17 protein-coding genes are annotated in these 15845 nt (G+C 42.7%); 2 read left to right on the top strand and 15 right to left on the bottom strand.

Translation table 11 applies throughout. The features are described 5' to 3' along the window. Positions 1-45: 45 nt before the first annotated feature. The 10 genes from VB775_RS01965 to VB775_RS01920 all read right to left on the bottom strand — a co-directional run bounded on the left by VB775_RS01965 (position 46) and on the right by VB775_RS01920 (position 9278). Positions 46-714, bottom strand: a complete 669-nt coding sequence (locus VB775_RS01965) for a hypothetical protein (protein WP_281005714.1) — start codon at positions 712-714, stop codon at positions 46-48. A 75-nt stretch (positions 715-789) separates the two neighbouring features. Beyond that, positions 790-990, bottom strand: a complete 201-nt coding sequence (locus tag VB775_RS01960) for a hypothetical protein (protein WP_281005713.1) — start codon at positions 988-990, stop codon at positions 790-792. 47 nt (positions 991-1037) lie between these two features. Further along, positions 1038-1355: an RNA-binding protein gene (locus VB775_RS01955; RefSeq protein ID WP_281005712.1), complete on the bottom strand. Its 318-nt coding sequence runs from the start codon at positions 1353-1355 to the stop codon at positions 1038-1040. A gap of 5 nt (positions 1356-1360) precedes the next feature. Beyond that, on the bottom strand, positions 1361-1726 hold the full coding sequence (locus VB775_RS01950) for a hypothetical protein (protein ID WP_281005711.1): 366 nt from the start codon (positions 1724-1726) through the stop codon (positions 1361-1363). 41 nt (positions 1727-1767) lie between these two features. Then, entirely contained in the window at positions 1768-2667 is a 900-nt protein-coding gene (locus VB775_RS01945) for a cytochrome c oxidase subunit II (RefSeq protein ID WP_281005710.1), read from the bottom strand. Between the two features lie 8 nt (positions 2668-2675). Next, complete coding sequence (locus VB775_RS01940) at positions 2676-3275, bottom strand: DUF2231 domain-containing protein (RefSeq protein WP_281005709.1); 600 nt, start codon at positions 3273-3275, stop codon at positions 2676-2678. Continuing rightward, positions 3272-3772, bottom strand: coding sequence for a DUF2231 domain-containing protein (locus VB775_RS01935; RefSeq protein WP_281005708.1), 501 nt, complete (start codon positions 3770-3772; stop codon positions 3272-3274). Before VB775_RS01935 ends, VB775_RS01940 begins: the two co-directional genes overlap by 4 nt. Positions 3773-4106: 334 nt before the next feature. Beyond that, a complete protein-coding gene (locus VB775_RS01930) occupies positions 4107-5528 on the bottom strand; it encodes an aminotransferase class I/II-fold pyridoxal phosphate-dependent enzyme (protein ID WP_281005707.1) in 1422 nt (473 codons plus the stop codon). Between the two features lie 66 nt (positions 5529-5594). Beyond that, a complete protein-coding gene (sir, locus tag VB775_RS01925) occupies positions 5595-7520 on the bottom strand; it encodes a sulfite reductase, ferredoxin dependent (RefSeq protein WP_281005706.1) in 1926 nt (641 codons plus the stop codon). 261 nt (positions 7521-7781) lie between these two features. Beyond that, a complete protein-coding gene (locus VB775_RS01920; protein WP_281005705.1) occupies positions 7782-9278 on the bottom strand; it encodes an ammonium transporter in 1497 nt (498 codons plus the stop codon). A gap of 329 nt (positions 9279-9607) precedes the next feature. Between VB775_RS01920 and ctpC the strand changes: the two genes are divergently transcribed. Next, entirely contained in the window at positions 9608-10873 is a 1266-nt protein-coding gene (gene ctpC, locus VB775_RS01915; protein WP_281005704.1) for a carboxyl-terminal processing protease CtpC, read from the top strand. 338 nt (positions 10874-11211) lie between these two features. Here the strand turns inward: ctpC and VB775_RS01910 are convergent, their stop codons facing one another. Both VB775_RS01910 and VB775_RS01905 read right to left on the bottom strand, forming a co-directional pair. Further along, entirely contained in the window at positions 11212-11664 is a 453-nt protein-coding gene (locus VB775_RS01910; protein WP_281005703.1) for a hypothetical protein, read from the bottom strand. A 108-nt stretch (positions 11665-11772) separates the two neighbouring features. Further along, positions 11773-12429 (bottom strand): response regulator, encoded by a 657-nt coding sequence (locus VB775_RS01905; RefSeq protein ID WP_281005702.1) that lies wholly within the window; start codon positions 12427-12429, stop codon positions 11773-11775. Positions 12430-12801: 372 nt separating this feature from the next. Here VB775_RS01905 and VB775_RS01900 point away from each other — a divergent pair, with 372 nt between their 5' ends. Beyond that, entirely contained in the window at positions 12802-13857 is a 1056-nt protein-coding gene (locus VB775_RS01900; protein ID WP_281005701.1) for a T4 RnlA family RNA ligase, read from the top strand. A 40-nt stretch (positions 13858-13897) separates the two neighbouring features. Here the strand turns inward: VB775_RS01900 and VB775_RS01895 are convergent, their stop codons facing one another. The 3 genes from VB775_RS01895 to VB775_RS01885 all read right to left on the bottom strand — a co-directional run bounded on the left by VB775_RS01895 (position 13898) and on the right by VB775_RS01885 (position 15669). After that, positions 13898-14395, bottom strand: a complete 498-nt coding sequence (locus VB775_RS01895; RefSeq protein ID WP_281005700.1) for a PPC domain-containing protein — start codon at positions 14393-14395, stop codon at positions 13898-13900. Continuing rightward, positions 14392-15219 carry a segregation/condensation protein A gene (locus VB775_RS01890; RefSeq protein ID WP_281005699.1) on the bottom strand — a complete coding sequence of 276 codons (828 nt, stop codon included), beginning with the start codon at positions 15217-15219 and terminating at the stop codon, positions 14392-14394. The genes VB775_RS01895 and VB775_RS01890 overlap by 4 nt, the downstream gene beginning before the upstream one ends. A 102-nt stretch (positions 15220-15321) precedes the next feature. Continuing rightward, positions 15322-15669, bottom strand: a complete 348-nt coding sequence (locus VB775_RS01885; RefSeq protein WP_281005698.1) for a LapA family protein — start codon at positions 15667-15669, stop codon at positions 15322-15324. Between the last annotated feature and the right edge of the window lie 176 nt (positions 15670-15845).

Raw genomic sequence — 15845 nt, 5'->3', positions numbered from 1 at the left:
GTTAAAAGTTATAGCCTAGTTGTGAAAATACTTATTCCAGTCTAACTAAGGAGTTGTAACTGTGTTTAAGTCAGCGATCACGCTAAACCCATCAGTCCCCCCAGCCGACTTAATCAAGGAACTGACAACGCCTCTAGGTCTTCGGAAACCTCCACGGCGGGAAGTTGGATGGTAAATCCATGAAGCTAAGACATTATCAATTTTGACTGTCGGATGAGGATTCTGATAAATTTCTAGAGTCAATGAGTTATCTGCATCAATAAATAGAGGATTAGAAGCTGGAAAATCGAGTGACACTCGATCAAATACTCGTTTGCAAACAAACAATATGCACTTAGGCTTTAACTCAGCAACTACTTCTCTAAAAATCGGCTTAGCTTTTTTCCACATTTCTTCATCGGGGGCAACTTCAGGTCTAGGAAGCCAATCCTGAATATATTCATGGTGTGCTACAGAATGCCAAAATTCAGATCGTAATTCTTGAGTATTAGCATTTTCAACAAATGAGCGTTGGATATTGCTGAAAAAATTATGCCTCCAACGTGCATCAATAATGCTATTGATTAGAAGATGTGTAAAAAAAGCATCTTTTTCAGCACCTTCCGATACACCATGATTTGATTCTCCAACAATCAGAATTGGGATTTGAAATATACTCTCATTCCCATAGCGATTTCCTTGCCATGGCTGAAAGCGAAGATTATCAATTTTCATTTGGAAAATCCAGTTGTTTTTTTAGCAACTCATGAAACAAAGGTATTGGGACTAAGGTATAAATGTTAGCCTAAGCTACTTGGTCTCCAGAAGATTCATCAAAACATTGGCAGCCTCAGAGCAGTTATAGGGCGACCAAACTGGATACTCTTGATTTGCAACAAAGAAGTTTGGTTCTTCGTCTTTAACAAGTGACTTTGCAAGAAACTCCATTAACCGAAGCTTGTCGATTTTTGGAAGCTCTTGGACTTGTGACATAGGTTCAACCAGTGGCATTTGAGACTCTCCTCCTCTGAAGTTGGATAAAAAGTTTGGGGATAGTACTAGCAAGCTAAAGCAAAAATCTTTAGCGGCACAAGAGCTTTATGAAGCACACTGGGCTTAGCATTTAGATATATCTCACGGCAATTGCTCTCGTTATATCCAACCACGATCGCTCCTATTGTTGTGCCAATATCAGGATACATTTCCTGACTCATCTTGCCTTCATCTAAAAAATCAGGGATTTTAATTAGACCCTTAACTAAGGATTCATCAATATTTACAAAAACACCAAAAGGCGCATGAAACTCAACTTTACCTTGCACAAACTGACCTAATTTGTACTTTGATTTAATTTGATCCCAACTTTTACTATCCATGATGTTTACTGTGATTTAAGGACTCGTGGAAATTGATTTAGAACGGGAAATAGGCTCTGAGGAATAACTACCTCAATTCGTTCGCAGTTATCCTTTTCATCATAGCGATATTCAAGCGGTTTGAAATATTTATCGTAGCTTGACTGATCGATAAAAACTTCAAGGATGCCCTCTTGGTAGCTTTGGTTAAATTCCTCAGCAATACTTCTGTCATTTGGACCAGCAAAGTAGCTGCTTCCATCCACATAAGGAGGGTTGTAGGGGAAATCAACAGGCTGAAATCCCTCATTTAGCAATTTTTGACCTTTACCTTTTTGAGGAGCTTTATAGATTATGACGGTTTGGGAAGATTGTAGCTGCTCCGACTGCATACGTTGGTATTTGGGATGATTCTTTGAACGTTTAGATATAGTCAATTGGAATAATTCACCACAGGCGGAGCCGCAGGGACAACGGTTTGCCATTGGTTACGGCTACGTTTGCTGTATTCAGCAGAGGCAGGATTGTAAGCCGCGATCGCAGGTTGTTTCGCAGCATCCGCCAACCATTTCTGAAAGGCTTCAGGGGATTCCACCACTACATCGGCTTGCATAGATGCAAAGTAAGTGCCGCTATATTCAGAATCGCGCAAACGATATTTGCCTTCACGAATCGGTGTAAATTCAAAATTAATATCACGACCAGGAATCACATCTTGCTTCACGCGAAAGGCAGGAACATAAAAACCATGTAGGACATCTTCGGAATGCAGTGTTAATCCGATCCTGCGATTGTTTGGTAAATGTAGTTCTGTACTACTAACATCAATACTAGTGCCTTTGCCATAAACAAATTCCCATGACCATTGCCGCGCAAATACATCAATATGTTCCGCGTTTTCCCTAGTTGCAGTTTTATCTCCCTCCATTGGTGCTGCATCAGCCGCCGCCGTCATATGCACATGTTCCATTGGCCCTAAAATTGACATCTGGTCATAGATTTGATAGCTATAGCCAGCAATCCAAATCACTAAGGCAAGGGGAATCGCCGTCCAGATGATTTCTAATTTGACATTGCCCTCAATGTGGGGACCATCGCTATAGTCATATTTTTCGGCGCGTTGAAACAAGATCGAATAGGTCAATGTGCCGAACACACCAAGAAAGATGAAAGTTCCTAAGGTCACTAAAAAGCTAAACAGGTTATCAACTAATATTGATTCTGCTGAAGCTTGGGGCGGGAACCATGTATAGGCAGCTTGTCCCATCCAGAGGCTGATCAGGGCGATCGCGATCGCGGCAACCGCTAAAATTAAAATCGTGCGAAGTTTCATGGTTATCCCTATAGCGAATTAAGATCTTGACCCATGCGTAACAGGCGATCGGCGGTAATATGCACCCCAAACTCTGAGGCAAGCTGTGCGCCCAAAGTCCCGTGGGCAAACATGATCACGAAGATTACGAGTCCTGCTAACAAATAGCTCCATTGCACCTGTTGCCCCATATCCTTGCGCCATAAGAAGCGCTGAAACCCACGCCAGATAGTCATACCCACGATTAGAGCTAATAGAAGCACACCGCCCACACCATGCCAAATCATCGTCTCCATTGCTTGAAAACCCCAAGCACTTTTGACGTTCTCATCGGGTGTAGCAAGAAGGATTTCATAAAAACCTGCGCCGACCGTAAAGAAAGTAACGATCGCGGCGGCGACCATGTTGTACCAACCGACATCAAAAAAATTCGACCTAGCCGCAGGGATCGCCATAAATTTGAATAGAGGCTTTTCCAAAACAAAAAATACGCCCACCAAATCGAAGCCGATCGCGACAATAAACAATCCCAAGGTCAGATGCACTAAATTCGGATGAATCGGAATTGCATAGGGCAAGCCATTTAGCCCCAGTTGACTATGTAATTGATCAATTAATGCTGCATTCATTTCAAACCACCTTCTCTAAATGCTTCCACTACTGGAACTGTATGCAGTCCATAGACCCAAACCAGCAAATCACCTAAATAAACTTGAAAAAGAACTATTCCTGTTAATAGTACACCCACACCTAGAAAAGACATAGGTAAAGTCTTGGGATCACGGATACGTAAGACATAGCGCCATCCTGTAATCGCAGCAATAATTCCCGAAAGTGACCAACCGATGATGGTATGTAAGTTTAAAGTAGGTTCTACTGAACTATAAGGTTCAGCAAGCCCTGCTTCAATTTGTCCAAAGATAATCGCAATAAAGATAGAAATTGTGGCAAAAAATAGATTCCACCAGCTAACTTCGTACAGTCGAGGATTACGGGTGAAGTAGCCAATGAAATCGCATACTACGGCAAATAACACCATCGCAATCACAAAATGCACCACAATTGGATGAATTGTATCGGGATACGGCAAGTTATGGTCATTTAAAGGCGGAAGGTATTCCAGCATAGTTATTGTTAATACTCAACAAGATAAATGGTTTTCCGATCGCAGTATTAGGTTAAGCCAAGGTAACTGGACTTCGCCAAATGCTTATCTAGATTTAAGAAAGTCAATAGGTCTTCACTCATCTCAATATGAACAATCATGTCTATATCGCTCCTAAATGAGTTGTAAGATTTTGAGGGTTGTGAGAGTGCGCCCCTTTGGGGCGCACTCTCACAACCTATTCAGGATTGCTATATGATAAATCAACCTTGATAGACATTGCGTCATTCCTTCTCCCAAGTCAAAAGACATCTTGTCATACTAGCCTTTACAGCTATAGCTTTTGGTTGTTAAACTATACAACTAGAATTGTTTTGAGAGTTTCGTCACTAGCTCCATTGATGATGCCACCCGATCGCACAATAGCTTGCAAAATTTCCACAACCTCTAATCTAATTTCTTCACCAATACAAACCAAAGGAATCCCTGGGGGATAGGGACAAAGAGATTCTGCACTAATTCGCCCGATCGCTTGATTGAGAGGAAGGCGATCGCTTTTAGCAAAATAGATCTCACGAGGAGTAAGTTTAGATTGGTAATTGGTGATTGGTAATTGGTAATTGGTGATTGTTTTTTCCTTTTTCCTTTTTCCTTTTTCCTTACTGAGTTGTTGAAGTCCATTCACTAGCCGCTCAATATCAGTTTGAGTGTTACCAAAGCTAAGACTAAATACTAATTGCGTAAGTGTTGGCATTTCCGCCATCACATCCAGTTGGGAATGTAAATATTCATCAGCTTCAAACCCTGTAATCTCTAAGCAATCAGTTATCACCGTAAGTCGAGTATCATCAAGAGTGGCAACTTCTATTTGACTAAAGGTTCGCAAATTCGGAATTTGGTTTAATTGCGATCGCGCAGCTTTTGCTAGCTTCAATGTCTCAGTTAAGAGTTCTTTGCCATGCACAGCCATTTGTCGCCTTGCCACATCCAGAGAAATCAAGAGCAAGAGATTGGGACTGCTCGATCGCAATATTTGTAAAGCCCGATCAACCTGTTCAGTAGCAATACGATTGCCTTGTAAATGCAACATTGAAGACTGCGTGAGACTACCTGCCACTTTGTGCGTAGATTGGACGACGAGATCGGCTCCTGCTTGCAGTGCCGATTTTGGTAGGTCAGGATGAAACCCTAAATGCGCTCCGTGAGCAGCATCGACTAATAGAGGAACATCAAAAGAATGGGCGATCGCTACCATTTTCTCTAGTTCGCCACAGACTCCAAAATAATTAGGACTTACCAGCATGACTGCTTTTGCGTCAGGATGCAGATTTAGAAATAATTCTAGAGTTTTAGGACTCACACCCAAATCCAAATCAAATTCTGCTAGATAGTCAGTAGGTAAATAAATCGGTGTAGCACCATTGAGAACTAATCCTGCGATCGCCGCTTTATGGCAATTGCGCCCAATGAGAATCTTATCGCCTGCTCCACAGGTTGCCAAAAGCATCGCTTGCACACCACAAGTAGAGCCATTGGTCAGAAACCATGCGCGATCGCTACCATAAGCATCAGCAGCAAGAGCTTCAGCTTCAGTGATGCAGTCTTCAAGATCAGGTAATTCTGGCAAATCTAGGCGAAACATATTCTTCCCCATGATTGCCATCAACTCGCCATCTATTCCCTGCCCCCGTTTATGTGCTGGCATATAAAAAGGCGCGTGATTGATATCTAGATATCGCCGCGCCGCTTCTAATAATGGAACTAAATCTTGATTCAAGGTCTATTTTAAATATATGGCAAAATTTATGATGGGCGACGCGAAGCGCCTCCCATCATAAATTCACTAACCCAAATATTTCTCCAAAGCTGTTTCCACAAGATCCTTCATCGAAGCACCCTTTTCCTCGACGGCTTTTTTGAGCAGTTCATAGGACTTTGCCGAAAGGGTAACGCGATGACGGACATCTTTACGTTTGCCCTTAGAGTCGGTTTCATCTACTTCGGGAACATAGGTTTCCGCATACTTGTGTAAGTCTTCGATGCCCTTGCGATCGCAAAAATCACCAAAAGTTTCACCCGCAACTCGTTCATTTCGGAAATAAACAAATAGAGGCTCTAAACCTTTTTCAAGATTGTTAATGTGCAAACGCTGGACATAGGGCTGAGCCAAACGAGTCGAGTTAAAGCTACCACCTAGCCAAATTTGGTATTCATCTACGGCGCTGCCCACAAAAGCAAGTTCCGCCATGTAAGGACGGGCGCAACCATTGGGGCAACCTGTCATGCGGGTGACAAAGGTTTCGTTCTCTAAGCCCAAACGCACTAATAGTTGGCGGATTCTGGCTAATACGCTGGGTAATGCGCGTTCTGACTCAGCGATCGCTAATCCACAGGTCGGAAATGCGGGACAAGCCATTGAGTAACGCACTAGAGAATCAATTTTGTCTGTAGGAAGAACACCACAGCGATCGAGAATCTTTTGAATCTCTTCTTTCTCATCGGCAGCGACTTCCGTAATCAACAAGTTGTGATTAGGCGTAAGGACAAAATCATGGTGGAATTTCTCGCTGATTTCCCGCAAAGCCGTTTTCAGTTTTAGATCTTCGCGATCGCTTACCCGACCATTTTCAATCGAGACACCGACAAAGTATTTGCCATCACCCTGCTCATGCCAGCCCAAATAATCCTGATATTTGAAATCAGGCAATTCACGAGCTACATCAAGCTTGGTTGGATAGTATTCCAATAAAACTTGCTTAAATTTCTCTACACCCCACTCATGCAAAATATGCTTGAAGCGAGAATGACGACGATTGTGGCGATCGCCATAGTCCCGTTGCAATGAAACGATCGCCTTAATCACATCATAAATATTTGCAACAGGCACAAAACCAATGCTGTCAGCCATTCTGACAATCGTTGCATCGTTATTGTGGGCGCGACCTAAACCACCACCGACATAGACGTTAAAGCCTTCTAATTCGTTTTGAGCATTGGTAATCACCACCAACGCCAAGTCATTGGTGTAGAGATCAACTGAGTTATCACCAGCAACCGCGATCGCAATTTTAAATTTGCGTGGCAGATACTGCACACCATAGATCGGCTCAGTATCACTGATATTTGTTTTAGCCTTCCCTGTTCCCTGACGATTTCGCGCCTCAGTCACTTCTGGTGCTTCGGAAGAAGTCACGGCAACTTCACCGTCAAGCCAAATGTCATAATAAGCGCCAGCCTGTGGTGCTAATAAGTCCGCGATTTTGAAAGCATAGTCACGGGCATAGATATATTCAGGCTTATTTTTAAAAGGAGCCGATGGAGCCATCACATTACGATTGATGTCGCCACAAGCACCCACCGTTGATCCCATGTTTCTGGTGATATCAGCAATCACAGTTTTCAGATTTTCTTTGAGAATGCCGTGGATCTGAAAACCTTGTCTCGTTGTGGCTCGTAAAGTGTGATTGCCATACTTATCACAAAGTTTATCTAAAGCCACATACAACTGCCAAGGAATCACTCCCCCAGGGCTACGGGTACGCAGCATCATGCTGTACTGCGCTTCTTCCCCTTTAGCCTTGTTTTTTTCAAAATCTCGCTCTTTTTGTTGATAAGAACCATGAAACTTCAGGATCTGTATACCATCCTGACTGAAATAAGGATTGCCATCAGTTAGTTCAGTATTGATAGGACCTCGTAAAAAGTTACTTTTTTGCTTAAGGACTTCAACCTTTGATACTTTTACAGGATTTGTCAAAGTGTTTGTCATGGTTCAAATGAGATTTCGTATATTTTTAACTTCTTTGCCCCACCATTATACCCCGATAACCCCATCGGAATTAGGATGAACTTTACAAAAAGCAAAGGCAGCCCCATGGGCTGCCTTTGCTTTTTGCGTTGCAATAGACGAGTGGCGGCGCGAAGCGCCGCCACTCGTCTATTGCAACGCAAGTTTTGATCAGGACATAACCCCCAAAACAGCAATGGCGGCACTTAGTGCCGCCATTGCTATTTTGGGAGTTTGGAAAAACTATTCGCTTTCTTTACTAAAACCAGAATAGGCTTCCATGCCATGTTCAGAGATATCAAGTCCCTTGAACTCTTCTTCTGGCTCAACACGAATACCACCTGTAATTAGGGAAATAACGTACCAAGCAATAAAGCTAAAAGCAACGGTAAAACCACCAACGGCGGCAACACCAATCAATTGAGCTAAAAGTTGATCAAAGCCACCGCCCAAGAACAATCCAGCCTTAGGTCCAGCATCAGCTTGCAAAATAAAATTATTGCCAATATCCGCTGTCGGACCAACGGCGAATAAACCAACAGATAAGCTGCCCCAAATACCACAAACAAGGTGAACTGAGGTAGCACCAACGGGATCGTCAATCTTCAGCTTGTCAAAGAAGCCAACTGAAAATACAACAATTGCTCCGCCGATCGCACCAATGATAATCGCACTGGGTAAGGTAATCCAAGCACAAGGAGCAGTAACTGCAACCAAGCCTGCCAAAATACCGTTGACAATCATTGATAGGTCGGGCTTACCAAGATACAACCAAGCCACGGCGGTTGCGGCAATACCACCCGCAGAAGCACCCATATTTGTAGTCAAGGCAATATGGGAGATCAAACGACCATCAGCCGCCATGGTCGAACCGGGGTTGAAGCCAAACCAACCTAACCAGAGGATCAAGCATCCTAGGGTTGCTAGGCTCATACTATGACCGGGGATTGCCCGATTTTTGCCGTCTTCACCATATCTACCAGCTCTAGCTCCTAATACTGCTGCGCCAATCAACGCACCCCAGCCACCAACCGAGTGAACTACGGTAGAGCCAGCAAAGTCATAGAAACCAACCTGTGATAGCCAGCCGCCACCCCAGATCCAATGTCCAGTGATTGGGTAGGAAACAGCTACCAACAAAAAGCTGAATAGCAAGAAGGCAAGAAACTTAATGCGCTCAGCTACTGCACCTGAGACGATCGTTGCGGCGGTTGCGGCAAAAACTAACTGGAAGAAGAACTTAGCTTCTAGCGGTACACCCGTCCAGTTAAGTCCAGGAAAGTCACCCTTATAAGCATCACCTGTTAAAGGGCTATTATCAGCACCATTCAAGAAAAACCCTTTCAAACCGATAAAGGCATTACCGCCGTCATCACCATACATAAAGCCAAAACCAACCATCCAGTAAGCGATGGTAGCGATCGCAAATACGATTAAGTTTTTGGTGAGAATGTTAACGGTATTTTTACGGCGACAAAAGCCAGACTCAACCAAAGCAAAGCCAGCATTCATGAAAAACACTAGAAAGGCTGCAATAACTACCCAAAGAGTATCTAAACCAACTTTGAGAGCAGCAACATTTTCCTGAACTTTATCTGGAGTTAGTGGCTCGGGGGCAGCAGTTTGAGCAGTAGCTGCGTATACCCAAAAAACACCGATAATTGCCGCAAGGGGAATACAAGCAGTCCAGTTTACTGAACTCTTGAGTCTCCTCTTTTGATTTGACTTATAAACCAACACCTTAGGATTCTCCTCAATTAAGTAACATGTCTAAGTACACAGACCAAGTACATAGACCAAGTACATAGATTAATGACATCCATAACATCAGACTCAGGTACTTAGTTTTTGTGTAAAGCTATACATTTTGACGATACAATGGCTATTGCTAGACAAATTAGTGACGATTAATAGCGATACGCGCACAATCACACACAAACTTAAGACATAAAACCTAGCAAAATACAACTTTAAAATCACACGCTTAAAAACTCCTGTGCTAGAGTTAATGTGATTTTATATATTGCATTCTTGTATTCCTCACACACATCACTTTTCAGGAAGTTGACATGGCAAAAGGCGGACTTGTACTTGGTACAACAGCAGCATTGGCTGCGGCTGTGGCAGTTGTTGGTTTTCAGCTAGCAAACCCTAGCATCGCCGCATTTAGGGATAGCCCCAAAGAAATCGTTGATGAAGCTTGGCAGCTGATCAATCGCGAATATGTTGATGGGGCTTTCAACAAAGTTGACTGGCGGCAGGTCAGACGACAGTATGTCGAAAATCGTGATTACTCTTCCAAAGCTGAAGCATATCGCTCAGTTCGGGAAATGCTTAAACTTCTCGACGATCCATATACTCGCTTTATGGACCCTGAGCAGTTTAAGAGTATGCAAATCGATACTTCGGGGGAACTAACGGGAGTTGGGATTCAACTTGGCATGGATGATACGACCAAGCAATTGACAGTTGTTGCTCCAATTGAAGATTCACCTGCATCTCGTGCTGGTATTTTAACCAAAGACATTATTACTTCGATCGCGAATAAGTCTACGGAAGGGATGGATATTAACCAAGCCGTTGCCCTAATTCGCGGGCCTGCTGGCACAAAGGTTAAACTGGGGATCAAGCGTGGCGACAAACAATTTGACATTGAGCTAGAACGCGCCAAGATTGAGATTCATCCAGTCAAGGCAGACCTGCGTGATACTAGTGCTGGCAAGATTGGCTACATCAGCTTGCGCCAGTTTAATGCTAATGCCGCCAGTGATATGCGTAAAGCGATCCAAGACCAAGTGCGTAAAGGCGCTGCTGGATTTATATTAGATTTGCGTTCAAATCCTGGTGGATTGCTATATTCCAGTGCTGAAATTGCGCGGATGTGGCTCGACAATGCCACCATTGTCTCCACGATTGATCGCAAGGGCGAGAGTGAGAGACTTACCGCTAATCGTCAAGCTCTTACGGACAAGCCCCTTGTGGTGTTAGTTGATGGCGGCTCGGCAAGTGCCAGTGAGATCCTATCTGGAGCTTTGCAAGACAACAAACGAGCTGTGATTGTCGGGACTAAGACTTTTGGTAAGGGACTAGTGCAGTCAGTACATTCTCTTAGTGATGGTTCAGGTATGGCGGTGACGATCGCTAAGTACTACACTCCCAATGGACGGGACATCAATCAAATGGGAATAGTGCCAGACCGAGTAGTTGAACTGACTAAAGCCGAGCTTGAAAATCTCAACAGAAATCGTGAACTAGTTGGGACAAGCTCTGATCCGCAGTTTGCCAAGGCGATCGATATTTTATCGACTGAGCTGAAAAGTTTAAGCTCTCGCTAAAAAAAAAATATAGAGACGCTTTGCGTCTCTATATTTTTGCTAAAACACAAAATGGCTTAGCCATTTTGTGTTTTTAAAACCCTTAATTGGTTTGTTTTTTTAACGTGAGTTCTATATCGCCATTTGCGGCGTGCGAAGCACGCCGCAAATGGCGAAAAATGGTAAGAATCGCTTAGCGATTCTTACCATTTTTCGCTTTCGTCGAACTGACGTTTTTTTAATTCCCAAAAGTGTTGCTACACTTTAAACCCAAATAGTGTGAGGCGGCGCGAAGCGCCGCCTCACACTATTTGGGTTTTGATTTGTTCTGATACAGTTAGCTATAGCTATAAATATTTTTATGAATCCATGTGACGTGTCAATACTGCTTCCATTGTGCTTTCGAGATTTTGACCTGCAATAATCCCACTAGTTAACGAATAAATATTATTATCTCGACGGTAAAGAGTCTGAAAACCCGTTCGCATTTTTTTGTCACCCATGACCCAATAACGTTGAATAATCGATTCTGGTCCAATTATCCCCTCTCCTTCAACTTTGCCCAGAGAGCTATCATCAACAACAAAGGTAAATCGACGCTCATCTGAGTCAATTCTTCCTTTATAAGCCATAGTTAATTCATCGCGATCGCTATTGGGGAAAGTTAACTTAGTGACCATAGTGAACCAAAAATTATCTCTTGACCAACCTACTAAAGTTCTACCCTTGACTTGAATTGGCATGGAGTCTCGCTCTACCCAATTACCTTCGAGAGTCCATTTCCCAGGTTGCACTAAAAAGGTATGCGCCACGGTTTTACTCTATTTTGTTGCTCTGTAGATCAGCCTTAATTATATAGCCTTATTACCAATCGCTATAGGATCTACAAAGTAAGGACGGCACATAGCAGCGTTTTTACCTTAATTTACCAATCCTGATCTTAGAGCGACAACTGCGGCTTGGACGCGATCGTCAACAGATAACTTGTTCATAATTCCGCGCACATGAGTTTTAATCGTGTTGGGGCTAAGGTAAAGTGTTTTCGCAATTTCAGGATTACTCTTACCTTCAACAATTAATTTCAGCACTTCTAATTCCCGTTGCGATAGATGCGAAGTGTTTTCTGGTTGAGTCGGTGGTTTGAGATGATCCATCACTTTGCGAGCAACTTGAGGATCGAGATAGGTTGCCCCATCTTTAGCGGCGGCAAAGGCTGCCAAAAGACTCTCAGTAGTTGTACCTTTGACACAATAGGCATCGGCTCCACTCGATAGCGCCGCGATAATTTCGGTGTCATCGGTATGGGAGCTAAGCATCACAATATGAACATTAGGTGAGGCAGCCTTGATTTTCTGGGTGGCTGAAATTCCATCTAGTCTAGGCATTCCAATGTCCATCACAATGATGTCAGGATGTAATTCTTGAGCCATTTTTACACCGATATAACCATCTTCTGCAATGCCAATTACAGTAATATTTGGCTGTTGAGAGAGTGATTGCTCTAGTCCAAGTTGGATCAGTGGATCATCTTCAACAATCAGGACTTTCAAAGGTTTCGATGCTGTCGCCACAGTCATAATTCTAAATTTCTCTAAATTTAGTTGGATTGCTTTGATTATATACTGATGTTACGTGGAACGCTGATGACAAATCTCCTGCTACTAGCCAAGAAGGGCAACCACGGCGGGATTGCCCCTACCTGAATAATTTATTCTGTAGGGGCTGCGCCCCCGTGCCAGCCCCAAATTTCAGCTATTGCAGAAATTCTATCTGCTTTGTCTCTCTTCTCTCAGCAATTCTCATTGTAAAAAATCGGTTTTGATGAAAGTCAGCCGTCGGCTGACTTTCATCAAAACCGATTTTAAGGTTTTCAGCACCGCAGGTGCTGAAAAGCAGCAATTCTCCCCATCGTATGATTGCGGTAATTTAAAATTATTAAGGACTATAGAATGAGTGCCATCAATTTGGAGAAAATCGATCAACTAATTACTGAAGGATATATCACCAAACGTCCTCATTCCAGTGGTGAGCTATTTATCTATAACTACACAGCCAAAGCGCAGTACGATCGCCTATGGACTCCTGAAACGATCCAATGTCGAGGCTTGATCCTTAATCGTGATGGTGCGATCGCGGCTCGACCTTTATCTAAATTCTTTAATCTGCAAGAACATAAAGAAGCCATTCCCTCGGAACCTTTTGATGTATACGAGAAGATAGATGGCTCTTTAGGGATTTTATATTGGTATCAAGATCAGCCCTATATTGCTTCTAGAGGTAGCTTTAACTCTGACCAAGCCATTAAAGCCAATCAAATCTTGATATCACAGTACTCAAACGCAATTCCAATATTAGATCGATCGCTAACCTATCTATTTGAGATTATCTATCCTGCTAATCGCATAGTTGTCGATTATGGAGACTTTGAAGGTTTAGTATTATTGGCAGTAATTGAAACTGAATCAGGAAAAGAACATGACATTGAGTCGTTTCAGCATTTGGGATTCCCAATTGCGAAAAAGTATGATGGCTTAAAAGATCTAGAGGCGATCGCCAATCTCAATGAACAAAATCAAGAAGGCTTCGTAATTCGCTTTGCCAGTGGGTTAAGACTGAAGTTTAAGTTTACAGACTATGTGAAATTGCATCGTGTACTGACTCAAGTTACTAGCAAAGTAATTTGGGAAATGTTGCGCGATCAAACTCCCTTTGAGGATATTTTAGAGCGAGTTCCCGATGAGTTTTACAATTGGGTCAAAGAAACTAAGGCGAACCTCATTGCTCAATATCAACAAATTGAAGATGCTGCCAAGGCTGACTTTGAGCGGATTATTGCAGTAGTAGATCGCAGCGATCGCAAAGAAATGGCAAAGCATATTTTAACTTACCAAAATCACACGATTTTGTTCTCTCTACTAGATGGCAAAGACTATAGTGATTACATTTGGAGAACTATTAAGCCAGCCCATGAGAAACCTTTTATGGATAATGATGAAGCATCATAAACCTCAAGGATAGTTGCGGTGCAAAGCACCGCAACTACAACTATTTGATGATTTGGAGCCTATTGACTCTCAGTGTAAACTTACCGCCACTACTACCACCAAAAGACGAAACTCTAACAATGTAATTTCCCGATTGACGTATTTTAACAAAGATCAATGAATTAGTACTATCACCCGCAGCATCGTCATTTTCGGCAACAACTTCTCCTTTACTATCTAATAGACTCAATACCGTATCAAAGCTTCCAGAAGTTACTGCTATTTCCAAACGCTCATCTTTTTGAACATTAATCGTATAGTCTCGGGCAAAACCTTTCTGTCCAGTCGGAATATCTTTATCAGTAAGAATATCATTCACGTCTACACCACTAGTGATCGCCGTTGGCTTATAGATAGTTTTATTGACCTGTGCTAATGACACAGAATCATGACTAGTTAGACTGAGAGAGATTGCACCTACTCCCGCAACTAGTCCAACAAAAAACTTCTTAACCAAGTTTTGAGGACGATGATAGTCAGATAAAATTAGATGTTTCACGAAACTTCTTTTAATTCAGCGAATTTCAATTGTAACTGAGTAGAGTCTACTGTGGAATTAGCTGAACTATTTGGAAATGGCAATTCTTTGATCGTTGGAGATTTGACCGTTGGCACAATCTGGATTTTGCCATAAAACTCTGATTGGAATAACTCAACTTTGGATTGAGAAGACATTAACAATAAGCCCCAAAATACACCCACCCGATCATTAAATACTGCTGCTAGATCAGATATCTCAATCTCTTCATCAGGATGCAGCAAAAAATAACGCTCAATCTCCTCAACCATCTCCGATAAATTTTCTTTGTGAGCTAGCTGCGCGATCGCCTTCATAGCAGCTTTACGAGCAACTTTGCTTTGGCTAGGACGTTTGGTGGGTTTACTAGTTTTGCGATCAACAATTTCAGAGATTGCCTCAATCTGCGCGATTAACTCTTCTAGGGTGATCCGTCTCGCCTTTGGCGGCAAAGCCACGGGCAAGCGGCGCAACCGTTTATCAAAATCCGTGGGCAAGCGCATTGAGTCGGTGGCAATCTCTTCATCTAATTCACCCTGATCATCATCGGTAGTAGTTTCTTGATCATAGGCTGATTGCATATCCGATAATGAGTTGGCTTTGAGTAAGACCAACATCGATGCATAGAGCATCGCTTGACCTGAGTCATATAAATCGCGGCGATCGCTAACAATTAACCGCGACAAAAAGCGATCGACTACATCGATCACCTGCACATCCCAAGGATCAATCTCGCCTCTTTCTGCAAGATCAATGAGGAGGGCAATGGCATCTTTGGTAACTGATTCAGCGATCGATAGGGTCATGGAGCTTACAAGAAGCGGATGTTTAAAAATATCACCGATTGCGATGAAATAGCCAGAAAATCTAATTTGAGTAAAATAAAGGGCGCATCTGCGCCCTTTATTTTAGTTTTTAGACTTATCTTCATCGATCTCAACATCGATCGCTGAGGCGGAAACTAAGCGCTTGCGCTCCTCAATCTCCACGCTTAAATTCTGGACAGTTTCTTGCAAATTCTGAATCTGCACATTTTTATTCCGCATATCGATAGATTTTTGCAAACCTGACCAGACGCTAAATATCCAAGCTAAAACTGCACCTAAGCCCATTGCCAAGATTAGTTCGACGGAGATCGGAGCAGCGACTTTAAGCTGAGGGATGATTTGGATGGATGCTGGTGACGTATTTTCTAAGGCAAACAGTACTAAAGCAAGAGCAACGATAAAAAAGACTATAAAATTAAGCTGACGCATAGTAGTTAAAACCTCATTTCTAAATTCTTAGCTAATGGTTTAGCAAACAATGCTCATAATGTCTACAGTAAGCAGGAAGAGTCAGCAATTCTCATTATGAAACCGATTTTGGTATTTCCAGCGCCTTCGGCGCTGGAAATACCAAAATCATTGTTTGAAAGCCCGCCAACGGCGGG

The organism is Pseudanabaena sp. CCNP1317, assembly GCF_034931345.1.
Classification (GTDB): Bacteria; Cyanobacteriota; Cyanobacteriia; order Pseudanabaenales; family Pseudanabaenaceae; genus Pseudanabaena; species Pseudanabaena galeata.
Note: the sequence above shows the minus strand (reverse complement) of the source record. Positions and strands in the feature narration are given on the sequence as shown.

What these genes read in the sequence shown, in the direction of transcription:
- ctpC (WP_281005704.1), top strand. Translation starts at nt 9,608, where the DNA reads ATGGCAAAAGGCGGACTTGTACTTGGTACAACAGCAGCATTGGCTGCG.
- VB775_RS01905 (WP_281005702.1), bottom strand. Translation starts at nt 12,429, where the DNA reads ATGACTGTGGCGACAGCATCGAAACCTTTGAAAGTCCTGATTGTTGAA.
- VB775_RS01885 (WP_281005698.1), bottom strand. Translation starts at nt 15,669, where the DNA reads ATGCGTCAGCTTAATTTTATAGTCTTTTTTATCGTTGCTCTTGCTTTA.
- VB775_RS01965 (WP_281005714.1), bottom strand. Translation starts at nt 714, where the DNA reads ATGAAAATTGATAATCTTCGCTTTCAGCCATGGCAAGGAAATCGCTAT.
- VB775_RS01955 (WP_281005712.1), bottom strand. Translation starts at nt 1,355, where the DNA reads ATGGATAGTAAAAGTTGGGATCAAATTAAATCAAAGTACAAATTAGGT.
- VB775_RS01935 (WP_281005708.1), bottom strand. Translation starts at nt 3,772, where the DNA reads ATGCTGGAATACCTTCCGCCTTTAAATGACCATAACTTGCCGTATCCC.
- VB775_RS01960 (WP_281005713.1), bottom strand. Translation starts at nt 990, where the DNA reads ATGCCACTGGTTGAACCTATGTCACAAGTCCAAGAGCTTCCAAAAATC.
- VB775_RS01950 (WP_281005711.1), bottom strand. Translation starts at nt 1,726, where the DNA reads ATGCAGTCGGAGCAGCTACAATCTTCCCAAACCGTCATAATCTATAAA.
- VB775_RS01900 (WP_281005701.1), top strand. Translation starts at nt 12,802, where the DNA reads ATGAGTGCCATCAATTTGGAGAAAATCGATCAACTAATTACTGAAGGA.
- VB775_RS01945 (WP_281005710.1), bottom strand. Translation starts at nt 2,667, where the DNA reads ATGAAACTTCGCACGATTTTAATTTTAGCGGTTGCCGCGATCGCGATC.
- VB775_RS01940 (WP_281005709.1), bottom strand. Translation starts at nt 3,275, where the DNA reads ATGAATGCAGCATTAATTGATCAATTACATAGTCAACTGGGGCTAAAT.
- VB775_RS01890 (WP_281005699.1), bottom strand. Translation starts at nt 15,219, where the DNA reads ATGACCCTATCGATCGCTGAATCAGTTACCAAAGATGCCATTGCCCTC.
- sir (WP_281005706.1), bottom strand. Translation starts at nt 7,520, where the DNA reads ATGACAAACACTTTGACAAATCCTGTAAAAGTATCAAAGGTTGAAGTC.